The 19,798-nt window shown below is 64.2% G+C and carries 17 protein-coding genes; 14 read left to right on the top strand and 3 right to left on the bottom strand.

Going from position 1 to position 19,798, the window contains the following annotated elements:
* Positions 1–311: 311 nt before the first annotated feature.
* Positions 312–1,019, bottom strand: a complete 708-nt coding sequence (locus tag AC788_RS05360) for a GntR family transcriptional regulator (RefSeq protein WP_049859561.1) — start codon at positions 1,017–1,019, stop codon at positions 312–314.
* Positions 1,020–1,173: 154 nt separating this feature from the next.
* On the opposite strand from AC788_RS05360, the gene AC788_RS05355 reads away from it, so the two are divergent.
* The 3 genes from AC788_RS05355 (at position 1,174) to hyi (ending at position 4,643) form a co-directional block, all read left to right on the top strand.
* Complete coding sequence (locus AC788_RS05355; protein WP_049859560.1) at positions 1,174–2,385, top strand: pyridoxal-phosphate-dependent aminotransferase family protein; 1,212 nt, start codon at positions 1,174–1,176, stop codon at positions 2,383–2,385.
* Between the two features lie 96 nt (positions 2,386–2,481).
* Positions 2,482–3,768 (top strand): MFS transporter, encoded by a 1,287-nt coding sequence (locus AC788_RS05350; RefSeq protein ID WP_049859559.1) that lies wholly within the window; start codon positions 2,482–2,484, stop codon positions 3,766–3,768.
* A gap of 92 nt (positions 3,769–3,860) precedes the next feature.
* Positions 3,861–4,643, top strand: coding sequence for a hydroxypyruvate isomerase (hyi, locus tag AC788_RS05345; protein ID WP_049859558.1), 783 nt, complete (start codon positions 3,861–3,863; stop codon positions 4,641–4,643).
* Between the two features lie 9 nt (positions 4,644–4,652).
* On the opposite strand, the gene AC788_RS05340 is transcribed toward hyi, so the two are convergent.
* Positions 4,653–6,329: an NAD-dependent malic enzyme gene (locus AC788_RS05340; protein ID WP_049859557.1), complete on the bottom strand. Its 1,677-nt coding sequence runs from the start codon at positions 6,327–6,329 to the stop codon at positions 4,653–4,655.
* Between the two features lie 244 nt (positions 6,330–6,573).
* Between AC788_RS05340 and AC788_RS05335 the strand changes: the two genes are divergently transcribed.
* The gene (locus AC788_RS05335; RefSeq protein WP_049859556.1) at positions 6,574–8,928 is read left to right on the top strand and encodes an FdhF/YdeP family oxidoreductase; all 2,355 of its coding nucleotides are present in this window, start codon (positions 6,574–6,576) and stop codon (positions 8,926–8,928) included.
* Between the two features lie 130 nt (positions 8,929–9,058).
* On the opposite strand, the gene AC788_RS05330 is transcribed toward AC788_RS05335, so the two are convergent.
* Positions 9,059–9,955, bottom strand: coding sequence for a LysR substrate-binding domain-containing protein (locus tag AC788_RS05330; protein WP_049859555.1), 897 nt, complete (start codon positions 9,953–9,955; stop codon positions 9,059–9,061).
* 222 nt (positions 9,956–10,177) lie between these two features.
* Between AC788_RS05330 and AC788_RS05325 the strand changes: the two genes are divergently transcribed.
* The 10 genes from AC788_RS05325 (at position 10,178) to AC788_RS05280 (ending at position 19,766) form a co-directional block, all read left to right on the top strand.
* Complete coding sequence (locus tag AC788_RS05325) at positions 10,178–11,230, top strand: ABC transporter substrate-binding protein (protein ID WP_049859554.1); 1,053 nt, start codon at positions 10,178–10,180, stop codon at positions 11,228–11,230.
* Positions 11,231–11,300: 70 nt separating this feature from the next.
* Complete coding sequence (locus AC788_RS05320) at positions 11,301–12,374, top strand: ABC transporter ATP-binding protein (RefSeq protein ID WP_049859553.1); 1,074 nt, start codon at positions 11,301–11,303, stop codon at positions 12,372–12,374.
* Positions 12,361–13,233: an ABC transporter permease gene (locus tag AC788_RS05315; RefSeq protein WP_049859552.1), complete on the top strand. Its 873-nt coding sequence runs from the start codon at positions 12,361–12,363 to the stop codon at positions 13,231–13,233. Before AC788_RS05320 ends, AC788_RS05315 begins: the two co-directional genes overlap by 14 nt.
* A 6-nt stretch (positions 13,234–13,239) precedes the next feature.
* Complete coding sequence (locus tag AC788_RS05310) at positions 13,240–14,037, top strand: ABC transporter permease (protein ID WP_049859551.1); 798 nt, start codon at positions 13,240–13,242, stop codon at positions 14,035–14,037.
* A complete protein-coding gene (locus tag AC788_RS05305) occupies positions 14,034–15,173 on the top strand; it encodes an NAD(P)/FAD-dependent oxidoreductase (protein ID WP_049859550.1) in 1,140 nt (379 codons plus the stop codon). Before AC788_RS05310 ends, AC788_RS05305 begins: the two co-directional genes overlap by 4 nt.
* Positions 15,163–15,531 carry a (2Fe-2S)-binding protein gene (locus AC788_RS05300; protein ID WP_049859549.1) on the top strand — a complete coding sequence of 123 codons (369 nt, stop codon included), beginning with the start codon at positions 15,163–15,165 and terminating at the stop codon, positions 15,529–15,531. The genes AC788_RS05305 and AC788_RS05300 overlap by 11 nt, the downstream gene beginning before the upstream one ends.
* The gene (locus tag AC788_RS05295) at positions 15,528–16,904 is read left to right on the top strand and encodes an FAD/NAD(P)-dependent oxidoreductase (RefSeq protein ID WP_049859548.1); all 1,377 of its coding nucleotides are present in this window, start codon (positions 15,528–15,530) and stop codon (positions 16,902–16,904) included. The genes AC788_RS05300 and AC788_RS05295 overlap by 4 nt, the downstream gene beginning before the upstream one ends.
* Positions 16,897–18,066, top strand: coding sequence for an NAD(P)/FAD-dependent oxidoreductase (locus AC788_RS05290; RefSeq protein ID WP_049859547.1), 1,170 nt, complete (start codon positions 16,897–16,899; stop codon positions 18,064–18,066). Before AC788_RS05295 ends, AC788_RS05290 begins: the two co-directional genes overlap by 8 nt.
* An 11-nt stretch (positions 18,067–18,077) precedes the next feature.
* The gene (locus AC788_RS05285) at positions 18,078–18,431 is read left to right on the top strand and encodes a RidA family protein (RefSeq protein ID WP_049859546.1); all 354 of its coding nucleotides are present in this window, start codon (positions 18,078–18,080) and stop codon (positions 18,429–18,431) included.
* Positions 18,432–18,803: 372 nt separating this feature from the next.
* Positions 18,804–19,766: a LacI family DNA-binding transcriptional regulator gene (locus tag AC788_RS05280; RefSeq protein ID WP_049859545.1), complete on the top strand. Its 963-nt coding sequence runs from the start codon at positions 18,804–18,806 to the stop codon at positions 19,764–19,766.
* The last annotated feature ends 32 nt before the right edge of the window (positions 19,767–19,798 follow it).

Here is a 19,798-nt window from a genome sequence, read left to right as displayed (position 1 = left end):
GACCGCCGACGCGGCTCGCGCCGCTGCTACAGGAGCGCGGGGTGGCGGATATCGGGTGTGAATCGCCGGGCGAGGCCGCCGAACCCAGGAGCGCATCGCGGATACCGGGTGTGAATCGCCGGGCGAGGCCGCCGAACCCAGGAGCGTATCGCGGATACCGGGCGTGAATCGCCGGGCGAGGCCGCCGAACCCAGGAGCGTATCGCGGATACCAGGCGTGAACACCGGGCGAAGACGCCGCATCTGCGCTTGGATCGCGGCTCCTGTAGCAGCGGCGCGAGCCGCGTCCGGTGACACTGCGGTGGGTCTGGATCAAGAGCGGTCGCTGCTCTGTACCAGCAACATGATCGCGTCCCGCTTCTCCAGCAGGTGCTGACGCAGGATGGCGCTCAGGCGCTTGCCATCGCGGGCCTGCAGGGCCTCGATCATCTGTTCGTGGTCGTGCAGGGCGCGGTCCCACTTGGGCGCCTGCTGATTGGACAGGAATCGCAACGCCTGCAGGCGGCGGTTCACCGTGAGGTACATCTGACGCAGTGCGGAATTGCGCGAAGCCAGGCTGATCAGGTCGTGGATCGCGCGATTGCGCTGGTAGTACCCGACCAGATCCTGCTGGCTCTTGCTCACCACCATGGCGTTGTGCAGCGCCTTGATCTCGTCGAGCTCCGCGTCGGTCATGCGCTCGCACGCCAGCTCGCCGGCAAACGCCTCCAGGCCGCTCATCAACTCGAACGCTTCGCGAATCTCCAGCTCGCTCATGCGCGCCACACTCGCCCCTCGGTTTGGATTGATTTCGATCAAACCCTCCCCGGCCAGTACTTTCAGCGCCTCGCGCAGCGGCGTGCGGGAAATGCCCAGGGTTTCACACAACTCACGCTCGTTCAGCTTGGTCCCGGGCGGCAGCACGCCTTCGGTGATAAAGCCACGCAAGTGCTCTACCACGGTGTCGTGCAGGCGTTGACGTTCTACCCGTGGCAACTGCAACGCAGGCGCGGGCGCTGAAGCCATTGACGAAGACTGCATGCAAACTCCTTGTATCGACAGGTCAACCAGCGCTCTTCTTATTCTAAAAAGCACGAATTCGACTCGATATTAGCGCAAACGAGCCGTTTGACACAGGGTGACCAACTGCTAATGTAATTTTGCATTCAAAATACAACAACAAAAGGATTACCCCATGCTCAAGCTCGATTTCCATCCTGCCGGCCGTCACTTCCTGCAGATCCCCGGGCCCAGCCCGGTGCCCGACCGCATCCTTCGCGCCATGAGCTACCCCACCATCGATCACCGCGGCCCCGAGTTCGGCCAGCTCGGCCTCAAGGTGCTCGCGGGCATCCAGCAGATCTTCAAGACCCGCCACCCGGTGATCATCTACCCTGCCTCGGGCACGGGCGCCTGGGAGGCCGCGCTGTGCAATACCCTGAGCGCAGGTGATCAGGTGTTGATGTTCGAGACCGGTCATTTCGCCAGCCTCTGGCAGAAGATGGCCGTCAGTCTGGGGCTCAAGCCAGAGTTCATCGGCCTGCCAGGCATCGAAGGCTGGCGCGGTGGTGTACGCGCCGACATGATCCAGGCCCGCCTGGAACAGGACAGCGAGCACCAGATCAAGGCGGTGTGCGTGGTCCACAATGAAACCAGCACCGGCGTGACTTCAGATATTCCCGCCGTGCGCCAGGCCATCGATGCCGCCAGCCATCCGGCGCTGTTGCTCGTGGACACTATTTCCGGCCTCGCCTCTGCCGACTATCGCCACGACGAATGGGGCGTGGACGTGACCATTTCCGGCTCGCAGAAAGGCCTGATGCTGCCACCGGGCATCAGTTTCAACGCCCTATCGCCCAAAGCCATCGAAGCCAGCCAGCGCGGTGGACTGCCCCGCAGCTTCTGGGCCTGGGACGAAATCATCGAGATGAACAAGACCGGTTACTGGCCCTACACCCCTAACACCAACCTGCTCTATGGATTGTCCGAAGCGCTGGACATGATCCTCGGCGAGGGCCTGGACAATGTCTTCGCCCGGCACCAACGCCTCGCGCACGCCTGTCGCACCGCCGTGCAGGCCTGGGGCCTGCCCATTCAGTGTGCCAACCCCAGCGTCTACAGTCCGGTGCTCACCGGGGTCATGACGCCTGAAGGCGTCGACGCAGACCAGGTGCGCAAGACCATCTATGAGCGCTTCGACATGTCGCTGGGGACCGGTCTGGGCAAACTCAAGGGGCGCATGTTCCGCATCGGCCACTTGGGCGACTGCAACGACCTGACCCTGATGGCAACCCTGAGCGGGTGCGAGATGGGCCTGCAGATGGCCGGGGTGAAGCTTGAGGCCAGCGGCGTACTGGCGGCAATGGATTACCTGGCCGGGCAACACGTGCCGCTGCGCCGCGAATGACATCAACGGCGCCGCCGTCCCTGGCTGGCGCTCATGCGACTGACTATCCCGACTCAACGCCTGCGGGCGTAAACAATAAGAAACTGGAGATAGAACATGAAGCGGTTATATCTGCGCCCTACTACCGTGGTGCTCGTCATGCTGTGCGCCATGTATTTCATCACCTACCTGGACCGGGTCAACGTCAGCACCGCGGCGGTCGGTTTCGGCAAGGAATTCAACCTCAGCAAGACCGAAATCGGCATCGTCTTCTCGGCCTTCGCCTACCCGTATCTGGTGTTCCAGATCATCGGCGGCTGGGTCAGCGACCGTTTCGGCGCCAAGCGCACCCTGGTGGTGTGCGGGCTGATCTGGGCCAGCGCGACGGTGCTCACCGGCATGGCAGGCGGCTTCGTCTCGCTGCTGGTGGCGCGGGTCCTGCTGGGGTTGGGCGAAGGCGCGACCTTCCCTGCCGCCACTGCAGCGATGTCACGCTGGGTCGGCAAGGAGAACCGCGGTTTCGCCCAGGGCATCACCCACGCCTTCGCCCGCCTGGGCAATGCGTTGGCACCTGCAGCGATGGTCGCCGTGATGGCGGCGTATGGCTGGCGCGAATCGTTCTACGTCTGCGCCGGCATCAGTTTTGTCTGGGTGGTGCTGTGGGCACTGGTGTTCACCGAGCAACCCAAGGATCACCCGCGTATTACCCAGGCGGAACTCGCCGCCCTGCCTCCGCCCAAGCCCAAGAACACCCGCAAGTTGCCCTGGGGACGGCTGTTCCGGCGCATGGCGCCGGTCACCATCGTCTACTTCTGCTACGGCTGGACCCTGTGGCTGCTGCTGAGCTGGGTGCCGATGTACTTCATGAACATGGGCCTGGACCTGAAGAACACTGCGATCTTCGCCTCCACCGTGTTCTTCGGCGGCGTGGTGGGCGATACCCTGGGCGGCATCGTCAGCGACCGCATCTACAAGCGCACCGGCAACCTCAACCGCGCCCGCAGCCTGATGGTCGCCATCTGCCTGTCCCTGACCCTGGTAGCGCTGCTGCCGCTGATGTTCACCCACGACATGTACGTGTCCCTGGCCTGCCTGGCCATTGCATTCTTCTTCTCCGAGATGACCATCGGCCCGATGTGGGCCATCCCCATGGACATCGCGCCGGACCACTGCGGCACCGCCAGCGGCATGATGAACACCGGCTCGGCCATGGCCGCGATCATCAGCCCGGTGGCCGCCGGACTGCTGATCGACAAGTTCGGCAACTGGCAGCTGCCGTTCATGGTCAGCATCGTGCTGTTGGCCATCGGTGTGGTGCTTTCGTTCCGCATGCGCCCGCAGAACCGGTTCGTCTACGACCTGCCGGCCAATCCCGTCACCACCGCCGTGGCGATGCCCAAATGACCCGCTGACGCCCAGGTAGGCGTAGGATGGCACGGATGTGCGCGGTGACACGCCAGGACGGTCACCGCGCTCCCTGACAGAAGGAGCCTGCCATGCCGCGCTTGTGTGCCAACCTTTCCATGCTGTTCACCGAACATGCCTTTCTCGACCGTTTCGCCCTCGCTGCACGGGCGGGCTTTCGCGGGGTGGAGTTCTTGTTTCCCTACGCATTCGACAGCACCGAGATCAAGGCACGGTTGCAACACCATGGCCTGACCCAGGTGCTGTTCAACCTGCCACCTGGCGACTGGGACAACGGTGAGCGCGGCATTGCCTGTTTGCCCGATCGCCGCGAGGAATTTCGCGCCGGCGTGGCCACGGCCATCGAGTACGCCAAGGTGCTGGGCAATACCCGAATCAATTGCCTGGCCGGTATCGCGCCGTCAGGCAGCGATCCGCAGCAGGTGCAGCAGACCCTGGTCGACAATCTGCGCTATGCCAGCGAGGCACTGGCGGCTCACGGTATCCGCTTGGTCATGGAAATGATCAACACCCGCGACATGCCAGGTTTCTATCTGACTGGCACCCAGCAAGCGCTGGCGATTCGGGAACAGGTGGGCCACGAGAATCTGTTTCTGCAATACGACATCTATCACATGCAGGTGATGGAGGGAGATCTGGCGCGCACGCTGCAGGCGCACCTGCCTGCGATCGGCCACGTGCAACTGGCGGACAACCCCGGCCGGCACGAACCGGGCACCGGGGAAATCAACTTTCGATTCCTGTTCCAGCACCTGGACCGGATCGGCTACCAGGGCTGGGTCGGTTGCGAGTACAAACCGTTGAGCGGCACCGAGGCCGGGTTGGGCTGGATGAAGAGCCACAACCTGGCCTGAGTCTGGCGGTTACAACGGCTGGCGTTCGTAGGCGCGGTATTCCGGCTTCCAGAAATGCACCTCGATCGCTTCGCGCAGTGCGGCTTCATCCATCGGCGCTGCCACACCATCCTTCTGTGCGGCCAGGCCTACGGCCAGGGCGATGCGCTTGCTGACCGACTGCACGTCGCGCAGCGGTGGCAGCATCTGCCCTGGCGCCGCGCTGTCGGCCAGCGCCTGGGCCGAAGCCATGAGCATGCCGTCGGTGATGCGCGTGGCCCGACTGGCAATGGCGCCCAACCCGACACCGGGGAAGATGTAGGAGTTGTTGCACTGGGCGATGGGAAAGGTACGACCCAGCACCTCGATCGGCAGGAACGGACTGCCAGTGGCCACCAGTGCATTGCCCTCGGTCCACTGCAGGATGTCCTTGGGGTGGGCTTCGATCTGCGAGGTCGGGTTGGACAACGGCATGACGATCGGCTTGGAGCAATGCTGGTAAAGCGTCTTCACCACTTCTTCGGTGAACAGCCCGGCCTTGCCGGAGACGCCGATCAGCACGCTCGGCTTGGCGTTGCTGACCACTTCCAGCAGGGTTGGCCACTGTCCGGCGAACGACCAGGACGTCAGGCTCTGGCTGTCGTGGGCCAGGCGCTGCTGAAAGTCGTAGAGGTCGGGCTGGCGATCGGTCAGCAGCCCCTTGCTGTTGAGCAGATAGACCCGGCTGCGGGCCTCGCTGTCGCTCAAGCCTTCCAGCTGCATGGCGGTGATGATCTGCTCGGCGATGCCACAGCCAGCAGAGCCGGCGCCGACGAAGGCCACGGTTTGCTCGGAGAGTTTCTGGCCTTTGACCTTGCACGCGGCCAGCAAGGTGCCAACGGTGACCGCGGCGGTGCCTTGGATGTCATCGTTGAAGCAGCACAGCTGATCGCGAAAACGCTCCAGCAGGGGCATGGCATTGCTCAGGGCGAAATCCTCGAATTGCAGGATCGCTTCCGGCCAGCGGCGCTGCACGCCTTCGACAAAGGCCTGCACGAACGCTTCGTAGCGCTCGCCGCGCACTCGTTCCTCGCGACGTCCGAAATACAGCGGGTCGGCCAGCCGCTCGGGGTTGTTGGTGCCCACGTCCAGCACCACCGGCAAGGTATAGGCCGGGCTGATGCCACCACACGCGGTGTACAGCGAGAGCTTGCCGATGGGGATGCCCATCCCGCCCACGCCCTGGTCGCCCAGGCCGAGGATGCGCTCACAGTCGCTGACGACGATGACCTTGACGTTGTCCTTGGTCACGTTGTTGAGAATCTCGTCCATGCGTTCGACGTCGTCGATGCTGATGAACAAGCCGCGATGGCTGCGGTAGATGCGTGAAAATTCCTGGCAGGCCTTGCCGACGGTCGGGGTGTAGATGATCGGCAGCATCTCGTCGATGTGGTCATCGACCAGGCGGTAGAACAGGGTTTCGTTGGAATCCTGGATCGAGCGCAGCAACACGTGGCGTTCCAGATCGGTGGAACAGGCCTGGAACTGGTGATAGGCGCGCTCGCATTGCTGGTCGATGGTTTCGATCTGTTGCGGCAGCAGGCCTTGCAGATGCAGGACATCGCGTTCCTGAGCGGTGAAGGCAGTGCCCTTGTTGAGCAACGGCGTTGCAAGCAGTGCCGGGCCGGTGAACGGGACCTTTACAGGGCGTTTGGCGGAGCTGGTCATGCTGTTTCTCCCTTGCTTATTGTATTTTGCATTCAAAATAGACGCCTTTGCCAAAGGATGCCATCGGTTTTAGCGCAATCGCCGCCATGACGCCAGCCATGCGCTCTGTTCCCTGTCGTTTGCGCTAGCCGCGGGAAGGCCCGCATAACGCCGGAGAATAAAGCGCTTCGAACCTTTGCCGATCCTGCACCGTCGTAAATGCAGGCCCCTCGTCACGGGGCTTCCATAGCCAAGGACCACGACCATGCAGATCATTCATCCCAAAGCCCGCTACCAGCCCTATAGCTCGTCCTCTGGAGGCTGGGGATCGGCGTTTTCGGTGATGAACATCCTCTGGCGTCAACAGGCGCTGGGCAAGGGTCCTGCGGCACTGTTGAAGCAGAACAAGCCCGACGGCTTCGCCTGTGTCAGCTGCGCCTGGGCCAAGCCGGGCAACCCGCACGCCTTGGAATTCTGCGAGAACGGCGCCAAGGCGACCGCCTGGGAGCTGACCGCATTGCGCACCGGTCCCGAACTGTTTGCCAAGCACAGCCTGACCGAGCTGCGGACCTGGAGCGATTACGAACTCGAACGCCACGGCCGCCTCACTCACCCGATGCGCTATGACGCGACCCGCGACCGCTACGTGACCACCACCTGGGAAGAGGCGTACCGCGGGATCGGTGAGCAACTGCGTGGGCTGGAACCCGACAGCGTGATCTTCTACGCCTCGGGGCGTGCCTCCCTGGAAACCTCGTTCATGTACCAGCTGCTGGCGCGCGCCTACGGCACCAACAACCTGCCCGACAGTTCGAACATGTGCCATGAAAGCACCTCGGTCGGCTTGCAGGAAAGCATCGGCGTGCCGGTCGGCACGGTGTCCCTGAATGATTTCGAACGCACCGACTGCATCTTTTTCTTCGGTCAGAACGTGGGCAGCAACAGCCCGCGCATGCTTCACCCGTTGCAGGAAGCGCGCAAGCGTCAGGTGCCGATCATCAGTTTCAACCCGCTGCGCGAGCGTGGCCTGGAGCGCTTCGTCAATCCGCAATCGCCGGTGGAAATGCTCGGCCCCGATTCCACGGTGATCAGCACGCAATATCACCAGGTCGCCATCGGCGGTGACACGGCGGCGGTGATGGGCATTGCCAAGGCGCTGCTGGCCATGGATCGGGCGGCACAGGCCGAGGGTCGGCCGGCGGTGATCGATCACGCTTTCATCGCCGAACACACCGAAGGCGTGGACGCGTTCCTGGCTCAGGTAGACCAGCATGAGTGGATCACCCTGGAGGAACGCAGCGGCCTCAAACGCGCGGCACTGGAAGCCGCCGCCACCGTCTATGCCCGCAGCGAGCGGGTGATGATCATTTACGGCATGGGCCTGACCCAGCATCGGCATGGCGTGCAGAACGTGCAGATGCTGGTCAACCTGCTGCTGTTGCGCGGCAACATCGGCAAGCCCGGCGCCGGCATCTGCCCTGTGCGCGGGCATTCCAACGTGCAGGGGCAACGGACCGTAGGCATCACCGAGGACCCGGCCAAGGTCCCTGCGGACAAGATCGAATCGCTGTTCGGCATCCAGGTGCCGAAGAACAAAGGCATGGCCACGGTGGACGCCTGCGAGGGCATCGTAGCCGGTACGGTGAAAGGCTTCATCGGCCTGGGCGGCAACTTCCTGCGCGCCGTCCCCGACACCGATCGCATCGAGCCCGCGTGGGCCAAGCTGACGCTGAACGTACAGATTGCCACCAAACTCAACCGCACCCACCTGTTCCCGGGCCAGCATGGCTGGCTGTTGCCCTGCCTGGGTCGCATCGAAAGCGACGTGCAGGACGGTCGCCGTCAGGTCTACACCACCGAGGACAGCACCGGTTGCATCCGCGCCTGGGAAGGCCGTGCGGAACCTGCCAGCGAGCACCTGCGCGCAGAGCTGGCGATCATCGCCGGCCTGGCCCAGGCGACCCTCAGTGGTCGCGAGCAGATTCCGTGGGAGCTGTGGCGTCAGGACTATGCCCGCGTGCGCGAGGCCATCGCCCAGACCTACCCGGAGATCTTCCATGACATGGAAAAACGGATGTGGGAACCCGGTGGCTTCCACCGCCCCCTGGGTGCCTGCGAACGCAAGTGGACCACGCCCTCGGGCAAGGCTCAGTTCGTCACGGCCAAGACCCTGGACGAAGACGACGACATCTCGCAGAACAGTGATCAGCGCGATGTATTGCAGCTGATGACCCTGCGCAGCAACGATCAATTCAACACCACGGTGTATGGCTACGAAGACCGCTTCCGCGGCGTCAAGGGCACGCGCAGCGTGATCTTCCTGAACCGCAATGACATCGTTCGGCTGGGCTTCCATCCCGGTGACTGGGTCACCATCCGCACCGCCATCGAGCCTGGAGTGCGGCGCGAAGTGGGACCGATGCAGATCATTGCCTACGACATCCCGATCAATTGTGCGGGCGCCTACTACCCCGAATGCAACGCGTTGATTCCCTTGTGGCATTACGCGAGCAAGAGCAAGGTACCGGCCGCCAAATCGATCCCGGTCACCCTGCACAAGGCCCAGGCCCGCGGCGAAGACATGGCCCACGCCGTTCCGTTGTCCGATCAGGTGATGTAACTCACTTTCCCCTGTAGCAGCGGCGCAAGCCGCGTCGGCGTCACACGCGATGCGCCTGAAAAAACGCAGGACCCAGACGCGGCTTGCGCCGCTGCTACAGGGGGTCGGTCCATGCCGATGCGGCGGCGCGTCAGAAGGATTTCGTCAATTGGCGAAAATACGCCTTCAAGGTGTCGATGAAATCCTCGGCCAGCAGGGTACGGTTCTCCGTGTGCGGCCAGATCACATAGGTGGGCAAAAGAATGTCCGGGCGAAATGGCCGCACCACGATCTCCCGGTGCAGGTAATCCCTGGCCACCAACGGGTGTACCAAGGTGATGCCCATGCCATGGGCGACCATTTCGCAGTTGATTGCGCCGTACTGTGCTTCTACCGCCATCACTCGCTCGACGCCGGCCTGCTCGAACAACCTGTCAACCAAGGCCCGAGTGCCATCGCCGTGGCACAACGACACAAACGGCTGCTGGTGCAGATCGCCGAAGGTGATGCTCTCGCGCTGGGCCAGTGGATGCGCCGCTGGCAATACGCAGACCGCCGGAACTTCGGCCAACAACTCGACCTGATGGTTCACCACATCGCCCGGATGCACCACGATGCCGATCTCGCAGAATTGCGATTTCACCCATTGCTCGACGGTCTGCGACGAGTTGACGTGCAGCGACACCGTCAATTCCGGACGGGTCGAGGTGAAGGTCTTGAGCACCTCCGGAATCACGCTCATGCCCATGGAAGGCACCGCCGCGACGCGCAGCCGTCCAGTGCCCAGGTTGCGAATGTTCTTGGCCGAGTGCTTGAGGCTGTCGAGCCCGACGAACGCCCGCTCCACCTCCTGAAAGAACGCCCTTCCCTCCTGGGTGGGGATCAGTCTCACCCCGGCGCGCTTGAACAAGGTCAGCCCGGTACTCAACTCCAGTTGCGCGATCAGTCGGCTCACATTGGGTTGCGAGGTGTACAGCACATCGGCTGCCGCCGTCATCGAGCCCATGCGCATCACGCTGCGAAACGCTTCGATCTGCCTCAGGTTCACTGACGCCTCCATATCAAATATGCATGACTAGGCCAGATATCCGTATTTGACCATATACCGCCGCCCTCGCAATACTCAAGCCCAGCAGTACCTAGCGCACACCAAGATGCGTTACCCCGGCGAGGCTTACGGCCGGGAGCATGCACAGCGCATGCGTGGCCCCGGTTCGCCGGAGCGACCGACGCATTGTTCGATCTGCCCCCTGCACTTCGGAGATAGTCTGTGAATAGCCAACAACCGTCCTTTCGCCTCACCGTCCTGCGCGTCGCCCTCGCTGTCGCGGCGCTGACCAGCACCGGCGCCCACGCCGCCCCTACCCTCTATGTCGCCGGTGTCGGCGGCTCGACCGAACAGATGTACAAGAGCAAGATCATTCCGGCGTTCGAAAAGCTGCACGATGTCAAGGTGGTCTACGTGGCCGGCAACTCCACGGAAACCCTGGCCAAGCTGCAAGCGCAGAAAGGCCGCCAGCAGATCAACGTCGCCATGATGGACGACGGCCCCATGTACCAGGCACTGCAGCAGGGCCTGTGTGGCGAACTCAGCGATGCGCCCGTCTACCAGGAGCTCTACCCGTTGGCCCGCCTCAGTTCGCAAGCCACCGGCATCGGCATGGTCGCCACCGGAATCGGCTACAACGAGGAAGCCTTCAAGAAGCGCGGCTGGGAGGCGCCCGATTCCTGGGAAGACCTTGCTGACCCTCGCTACAAGCAATTGCTCGGCATGCCGCCGGTGACCAATACCTACGGCCTGCACACCCTGGTGGAAATGGCCCGCCTGCGCGGTGGCGGCGAGAAGAACATCGACCCCGGGTTCAAGGCCCTCAAGGACGAGATCGGCCCGAACGTTCTGGCTTGGGTGTCGGCACCCGGGGAAATGGACGGCATGATGCAAAATGGCGACGTAGTCATGGCCGTCTATGGCAGCGGCCGCGCCGTGGCCCTGCAGGGCACTGGCTTCCCTCTCAAGTTCATCTATCCCAAGGAAGGCGGCGTGGCCTTGCTGCTGGCCGCCTGCGGCGTGACACCCAATGCCGAGCCGGCGTTGTCGCAGGCCTTCATCCAGTACGTGCTGTCGCCCGAGGTTCAGGCCATTCAGGCCCGCGAGAACGGTTTCGCACCGGTCAACAAGACCGTTCAGTTGAGCCCCGAGCTTGCCGCGCGCATGCCCTACGGTCCGGACAAGGTCAGCGCCTTGATCAAGGTCGATTGGGAGACGATCAACCAGCAGCGCAGCGAATGGACCACGCGCTGGAACCGTACCGTCGAACGCTGATACACCCGCCCCGTTCGATCTCTCCCGACCCTTTCCTGGAGCCGCAGGCGCACGCCTGCGTGGCAACGCCATGGCATTTTTGACACTGGAAGGCCTCGTCAAGAACTACGGTACGTTCAAGGCCATCGACGGTTTGAGCCTGGAAGTTCAGCACGGTGAGTTCGTCGCCCTGCTCGGTCCTTCCGGGTGTGGCAAGACCACGACCCTGCAATCGATCGCTGGATTCGTGCAGCCCACTCAAGGGCGCATCGTCCTCGACGGCCGCGACATCACCCACGTCCGTCCGGAAGATCGTGGCCTGGGCATCGTTTTCCAGAGCTACGCGCTGTTCCCGCACATGACGGTGGCGCAGAACATCAGCTTCGGCCTGGAAATGCGTGGCATGGCCAGGGCCGAGCGCGCCAGGCGCGTGGCCGAGGCACTGGAACTGGTGCGGCTCGGCGGGCTGGGTGAGCGCTACCCCAAGGCCCTGTCCGGTGGCCAGCGCCAACGGGTGGCGATTGCCCGAGCTCTGGCGATTCGCCCCAACCTGCTGTTGCTCGACGAACCGATGTCCAACCTGGATGCCAAGCTGCGCGAAGAAATGCACATCGAGCTGCGGGCGATCCAGCGCGAGCTGGGTATTACCACCATTCTGGTGACCCATGATCAGGTCGAGGCGATGACCATGAGCGACCGCATCGCTGTCATGCAGCGCGGCCGCATCGTGCAGATCGATACGCCCTTCGAGGCCTATGAACGACCTCATTCGCCGTTCGCGTCGGCCTTCCTCGGCAAGACCAACGCCTTCGCCGGTGCCGTGCAGCTGCGCAACGAGCGCTGCTGCCATGTGCAGGTGCGCGACACCCTGCTGCATGTGCCCCACGAGGACCGTTCGCTGGGGCTGGACGTCAATGTGTACATCCGCCCCGAGAAAATCCGCCTGACCGAACCTGGCCTGGGCCGCATCAACGGTCGGATAGCCCTGCGGGTGTTCCTCGGCAACCTGTGGTTGCTTGCCGTGGACAGCCACTTTGGCCTGGTCCACCTGACCCAGCCGAATCTGGGGCATGTACCGCCTGCCGAGGGCAACGAAGTCGGCCTGGACTGGTCGGACGACGACCTGCGTCTGCTCGATCGGGAGGCTACCCATGGCCAGGTATGACGCCGAACGCGTTGGCGCAGCGCCCTGGCTGCTCAGCGGCCCTGCCTTGCTGGTATTCATCGCCCTGTTGCTGGCGCCGTTGCTGCTGACCGCACTGCTCTCGCTGAACCTGTTCAGCGACACCGAGGGCGTGCTGCCGGTGTACAGCCTGGCCAACTACATCGAGGTTTTCAAGGACGACTATTTCCACGAGATCTTCCTGCGCACCGGAGCCATGGCCCTGGCGGTCACGCTGCTGTGCGTCGCGCTTGGGGTCCCGGAAACCATCATCATCGCGCGCATGGCGCCGCGCTGGCGTTCGACCTTCCTGCTGGTTGTACTGGGTCCGCTGCTGATTTCAGTGGTGGTACGGACCTTGGGCTGGGCGATTCTGCTGGGCAACAACGGTTTGATCAATGATGCCTTGCAAGCCCTGGGCATCACCGACCAACCGGTGAAGATCCTGTTCACCCAGGTGGGCGTGATCATCGCCCTGACCCACGTGCTGGTGCCGTTCATGGTGATCGCGGTATGGGCCACCTTGCAGCGTCTGGACCTGCAAGTCGAATGGGCCGGTCTGTCCCTGGGCGCATCGCGCCTGACCGTGTTCCGGCGCATCATCGTGCCGCAGATCATGCCGGGCATTCTCTCCGGCTCGATCATTGTCTTCGCCCTGGCCGCCTCGGCCTTCGCCACCCCGGCGATCATCGGCGGACGCCGGCTCAAGGTCGTCGCCACCGCCGCCTACGACGAGTTCCTCGGCACCCTCAACTGGCCCCTCGGCGCGGCGATCGCCGTGCTGCTGCTGGTGGCCAATCTGATCATCATCCTGGGTTGCAGCAAGCTGGCCGAGCGCCGCTTCAAGCAAGTCTTCGAGTAGGCCGCCATGCACAAGAACGGTTTTTTCTCGCTGCTGTTCCATATCCTGTTCATCGCCTTCATCGTCGCCCCGTTGCTGGTCGTGATGGCCATGGCGTTCACCGACAAGGGGTACCTGTCCCTGCCCACCGATGGCCTGTCGCTGCGCTGGTTCAGAGCCTTGCTGGACAACCAGGAAATGCTCGACGCGTTCGTGTTGTCGATCAAACTGGGGCTGGCCTCTGCCACCATCGCCACGTTGCTGGCCATCCCGGCAGCCTTGGCCATCAGCCGCTACGACTTTCCCGGCCGGGGCACGCTCACGGGCTTTCTGCTGTCGCCCCTGATGATTCCCTCGGTGGTGTTGGGGATCGCCTTCCTGCGCTTCTTCTCCCTCGCCCAGATCGGCGGTTCGTTCTGGGCGCTGTGCCTGACCCACGTCATCGTCGTGCTGCCCTATGCCCTGCGCCTGACCCTGGCGTCCACCATCGGCCTGGAGAAAGACATCGAGCAGGCCGCGCTGTCGCTGGGGGCCAAACGCTGGACTGCATTTCGCCGAGTCATCCTGCCGCGCATCCGCACCGGTGTGGTGGGCGGCTGGATGCTGGCGTTCATCCAGAGCTTCGATGAACTGACCATGACCGTCTTCGTCGCCACCCCCGGCACCACCACCTTGCCGGTAGCGATGTACAACCAGATTTCCCAAACCATCGATCCATTGATCACGGCGGTATCGACCGTGTTGATCGTCGGCACGGTGATCCTGATGCTGGTGCTCGATCGCCTGGTAGGCCTGGACCGTGTGCTCATAGGAGAAGGCAAATGAAGCGCTCGACGGCAGCGATCAATGCCGACGTCATCGTCGTCGGTGGCGGGCTGGTAGGCACCGCCGTGGCCTACGGCCTGGCGCGCGAAGGGGCCGACACGGTGGTGCTCGATCAGGGTGACGATGCGTTTCGTGCCTCGCGCGGCAATTTCGGCCTGGTCTGGGTACAGGGCAAGGGCTACAACCTTCCCGACTATGCGCGCTGGACCCGGTCTTCAGCGCAGCGCTGGGCCGGCCTGCGCGATGCGCTGCTGGCCGACAGCGGCGTGGACGTCAGCCTCAAGCAGCCAGGCGGTTTTCACATGTGCTTCAGCGATGAAGACTTGCTGGAGCGCGAGGCCCGGCTGCGGCAGTTGCAGGTCGCAGTCGGCGACTATCCCTTCGAGATGCTCGATGCCGCCGAGCTCAAGGCGCGCCTGCCGCTGATCGGCAAGGCCGTGGTCGGCGCCAGCTACACGCCCCAGGACGGCCACGTGAACCCGCTGAAACTGCTGCGCGCTTTGCATGCTTCGGCGCAGCGCCACGGCGCGCGTTTCGTCGGTGGCCAGCACATCGGGCGTATCGAAGGCAGCGCCGGCGACTTTCGCGTATGGGCGGGCGAACAGGCCTATTGTGCGCCCCGCGTGGTCTTGGCCGCCGGGCTGGGCAACCCAGGGCTCGCCGCGCAGGTCGGTCTGCATGCGCCAGTTGCGCCCAACCGTGGGCAGGTTCTGGTCAGCGAGCGGGTCCAGCCGTTTCTCGACTACCCCACCATCAATGTTCGCCAGACCGACGAAGGCACGGTGCAACTGGGCGATTCCATGGAAGAAGTCGGCTTCGACGACAGCACTTCCACCGGCGTGCTCTCGGCGATTGCCCAGCGCGGCGTGGCGACCTTTCCACTGCTGCGCGATGTGCGCCTGATCCGCGCCTGGGGAGCGCTGCGGGTGATGAGCCCGGACGGTTTCCCGATCTACCAGCAGTCGACAACTCATCCCGGCGCTTACGTGATCACCTGCCACAGCGGTGTGACCCTAGCCGCCGCTCATGCCCTGCGCATCGCGCCGTGGGTGATGGGCGGCGCGCAACCCGACGAATTGGCCGTGTTCAACGGTGACCGTTTCCTCAGCGACAAGGTGCTTGCCCATGCCCACTGAAGCCCCCCTCCGCGCCCCGCTGTTCCAGGCGCTGGCCAGCGAAACCCGCAGTATCCGCCGCGTGACCTTGAGCTTCAATGGCGAGCCCCTCAGTGTCCCGGCCGGCATCAGTGTCGCTGCGGCCCTGTTGCTGTCCGGCATCGAGCGCTTTCGCGCCACGCCGGTGAGCGAATCGCCGCGCGCGCCTTATTGCATGATGGGCGTGTGTTTCGAATGCCTGGTCACGATCGATGGCGTGCCCAACCGGCAGAGTTGCCTGATCGATGTGGCCGAGGGCATGCAGGTGCGCTCCCAGGAGGGCGCTCGCGATCTGCCCTTCGACATGCCGGTGGTCGCTACTCTGGAGGTGCAGCCATGACAGCGGAATCGGTCGACGTCGTCGTCGTGGGTGCGGGCCCGGCGGGCATGGCCGGAGCCAGCGACCTGGCCGGACTGGGCATGAGTGTGGTGCTGCTGGACGAGCAAGGCAGCCCTGGCGGGCAGATCTACCGCGGCATCACGCTGGCCCCGCTGAGCCGCCGCGATCTGCTGGGACCGGACTACGCCCATGGCAACGTGCTGGCCAAGGCGCTGGCGGACACGTCGGTGCGGCACGTCAACGAAGCCGCAGTATGGCAGGTGAGTCGCGATCATCAGGTAAGTTATCTGCACGGCGGGCGCATGCACACCCTGCAAGCCCGCGCGGTGCTGTTGGCTACCGGCGCCATGGAGCGGCCCTTCCCCATCCCCGGCTGGACATTGCCAGGCGTGATGACTGCGGGCGCCGCACAGATCCTGCTCAAGAGCGCGGGCGCCGCGCCAACCGAACCGGTGGTGCTGGCCGGCTGCGGACCGTTGCTGTACCTGCTGGGCTGGCAGTACCTGCGCGCAGGCGTGCCGATCAAGGCATTGGTCGATACCACCCACCGCGACGACTATTGGCGCGCGCGGCGGCACCTAGTCTCGGCACTGCGGGCGTGGCCCTACCTGCGCAAGGGTCTGCAGCTGATGCGCAGCCTGCGCCAGGCGCGCATCCCCCATTTCACGGGCGCCACGGCCCTGGCAGTCGAAGGCAGTGATTCAGCCCAGGCGCTGAGCTTCAGTATTCAGGGCAAGACCGAGCGCATCGCTACCCGGTGCGTGCTGCTGCATCAAGGTGTGGTGCCCAATATCCAGTTCAGCCAGTCCTTGCGGGCCACCCATGCCTGGGATCCGCACCAGTTGTGCTTCAGCCCGCTGCAAGACAGTTGGGGTGAACTGGACGTGCCGGGGGTCTTCGTAGCCGGTGATGGCGGCGGTATCGGCGGGGCCCAGGCGGCGGCGCTGCAGGGTCGGCTGGCAGCCCTGGGCATTGCCGCGCGACTGGGCACCCTCGGGGCGCCGCAACGCGACCGGCGCGGGGTGCGTCTGCGCCAGGAATTGAACGACAACCTGCGCATCAGGCCGTTTCTCGACGTGCTGTACCGCCCCCGCGACGAGCATCGCATTCCGGCGGACGAGGTCATCGTCTGCCGCTGCGAGGAAGTCACTGCCGGCCAATTGCGCGAATTCGTTGCTTTGGGCTGCGCCGGGCCGAACCAGGCCAAGTCGTTCGGACGGTGCGGCATGGGGCCGTGCCAGGGACGGCTGTGTGGCCTGACGGTGACCGAAGTGATCGCCGATGCCCGCGCCGTACCGGCTGGCGAGGTGGGCTACTACCGGATTCGGCCGCCGATCAAGCCCATTACGTTGGGAGAGCTGGCCGGTGACTGAGTCTCTGCGCAAAGGCGCTGACGTACTGGTCATAGGCGGTGGTATTCACGGTCTGAGCACCGCCCTGCACCTGGCTCGCGCCGGCGTTCGGGTAACTGTGCTTGAGGCCGAATACTGCGGGCGGCATGCCTCCGGGGTCAACGCCGGTGGCGTGCGCACCTTGGGTCGCCACGTGGAGGAAATTCCCATGGCACTGGCTTCGCGAACGCTTTGGCACGGCCTGCAGGACGTGCTCGGCGAAGACGGCGGCTTCGTCGCCAGCGGCCAGCTGAAACTCGCCGAGAACGAAGCGGAGTTGCAGGAGTGCCAACGGCGCGTGGAGCAGTTACGGGCCTTGGGTTTTACCCATGAGGTGTTGATCGATCGGCAACAGGTACTGGAGCTGGTACCTACGGTGGTGCCCCATGTGGTGGGCGGTATCTGGGTCAGCGGCGACGGCTACGCGGTGCCCTACCGCACTGTTACCGCCTTCCGTTTGGCAGCGCAAAGGCTGGGTGTGCAGATCTTCGAGCAGACGCCGGCGCAGCGCATCGAGCGTTCCGCCAACCACTGGCGCGTGGACACGCCTACGGGTGGATATCAATCCGAGCATCTGGTGGTCACGGCGGGTGCCTGGGCCGGGCAACTGGCGGCGCAGGTCGGCGAGCCGGTGCCGGTGCACCCCGAGGGCCTGATGCTCATGGTCACCCACCGCGTGGCACCGTTCTGCGCACCTGTGCTGGGAGCCACGGGCCGAGCGCTGTCGTTCAAACAGTTCGCCAATGGCACGGTGGTGATCGGCGGCAAGCTGGTGGGGTCGGTGGAATTTGCCGCCCGTCATGGCGAGGTGCAGATGGACCGCCTGAGCACCAGCGCACGCACCGTGACCGACCTGTTTCCGCACCTGCGTCATCTGGGCGTCAACCGCGTCTGGGCCGGCGTGGAGGCGTTCACCGCCGACGATATTCCGGTGATCGGCGCCAGCGGCAAGGCCGACCGGTTGAGCTATTCCTTCGGCTTCTGCGGCAGTGGTTTCCAGATGGGCCCAGGCACCGGCCAACGCCTGGCCCAGCAGATTTTGGGCGAGCACTCGCCGATCAGCCTCGACCCCTTTTCCATCGGACGCTTCGCCCAGCAGGCGATGACGCTCGAACAACCTGCAACAGCCCTTATCCACTCGTGAGGAAATACACCATGCTGGACATCAAACGCATCGAGACCAATCAGCGCATGAGCCGTGTCGTGCAGTGCAACGGCTTCACCTTTTTGGGCGGTCAGACCGCCACCGACCGCAGCCTGGACATCAAGGGGCAAACCGCGCAGGTGCTGGCCAAGATCGATAGCTTTCTGGAACAGGCCGGTCTGGACAAGACGCGTATCGTCACCGCGCAGGTGTGGCTGTCGGATATTCAGGCCAATTTCGCCGGCATGAACGAAGTGTGGGACGCCTGGGCCCCCGAAGGCCATGCCCCAGCCCGCGCCACCGTGGAATCGCGCCTGGCCGCCCCGGACCTGCTGGTGGAAATCACCGTGGTCGCAGCCGGCTGAACCGCGTCGCCTGATTCGCGGGCAGAGGGCTGCGCTGCGGTACATCAGACAGACCGCATGCGCCGCTGCTACAGGGGTACCGCACTCCCCCTGTGGGAGCGGGGCGGGCGGCGAGCCCTCTGCCCGCGAAGGCTGCGCTGCGGTACCTCAGACAGACCGCATGCGCCGCCGACGCGGCTTGCACCGCTGCTACAGGGCACAGCCCGCACGCCCCAATCGCCTGCGCAAATATCCCTCTTCCCCAGTTGACGACCTCGTCGATTTGGTGTTTCCTGAAACCGGTTTCAAACTATCGATCGCCTGCCCATAACATCCATAAAAGGACCCAGGCCCGTGACACGTCTCTCCCTCACTGCGCGCCCCCGCGTGACCATGCTCGACGTTGCCGAGCGCGCCGGTGTGTCCAAAGCCAGCGTCTCGCGCTTCATCGGCGAAGACCGTGGCCTGCTGTCCGATGCCATCGCCGGTCGCATCGCTCACGCCATCGATGAGCTGGGCTACCGTCCCAACCAGATGGCCCGCGGCCTCAAGCGTGGTCGCACGCGTCTGATCGGCATGCTCATGGCCGACATCCGCAATCCCTACTCGGTGGCCGTCATGCACGGTGTGCAAACCGCCTGCCGCCGCCATGGCTACAGCTTGGTGGTGTGCAACACCGATCGCGATCCGGAACAGGAGCACCAGCAGTTGCAGGCGCTGCGAGCCTACAACATCGAAGGCTTGATCGTGAACACCTTGGGCCACCATCAGGACGAGTTGCGCGAACTGCAACAGGAACTGCCAATGGTGCTGGTCGACCGCAAGGTCGCGCACCTGCCCAGCGATCTGGTAGGTCTGGACAACCAGCTGGCCGTCGACATGGCCCTGGACCACCTCCTTGAGCGCGGCTATCGCCACATCGCGCTGGTCAGTGAACCGGCGGACGGCACCAGTTCACGGGTCGAGCGCATCGATGCGTTCAAGCGGCGCGCCGATGGCCCGGTGTTCTTCACCGAGGCCGACCTTGGCGAGCGCCTGCGGGACTTTCTCGCCGACGCCCATTCCGGACCCAAGGCGCTGTTCTGCGCCAACGGTGTCGCGGCACTGGCCTGCACCTTGGCGCTGCGCGCGCTGGACACATACCGCTGCGAAGACGTCGGGCTGATAGCCCTCGACGACCTCGACTGGTACCCCCTGGTCGGTGATGGCATCACCGCCCTCGCCCAACCTACTCACGCCATCGGCGTGCAAGCCCTGGAGTGCCTGCTGGAGCGACTGGACGGCTCGCAGGCCCCGGCGCAGACGTTTCATTTCACCCCAGAGCTGATCATCCGAGGTTCGACACCGCTGCGCTGAGCCGATTCGGCTGCATTCTGCTTACGTATATC

Source organism: Pseudomonas sp. RIT-PI-a, from assembly GCF_001187875.1.
Lineage (GTDB): Bacteria > Pseudomonadota > Gammaproteobacteria > Pseudomonadales > Pseudomonadaceae > Aquipseudomonas > Aquipseudomonas coleopterorum.
Note: the sequence above shows the minus strand (reverse complement) of the source record. Positions and strands in the feature narration are given on the sequence as shown.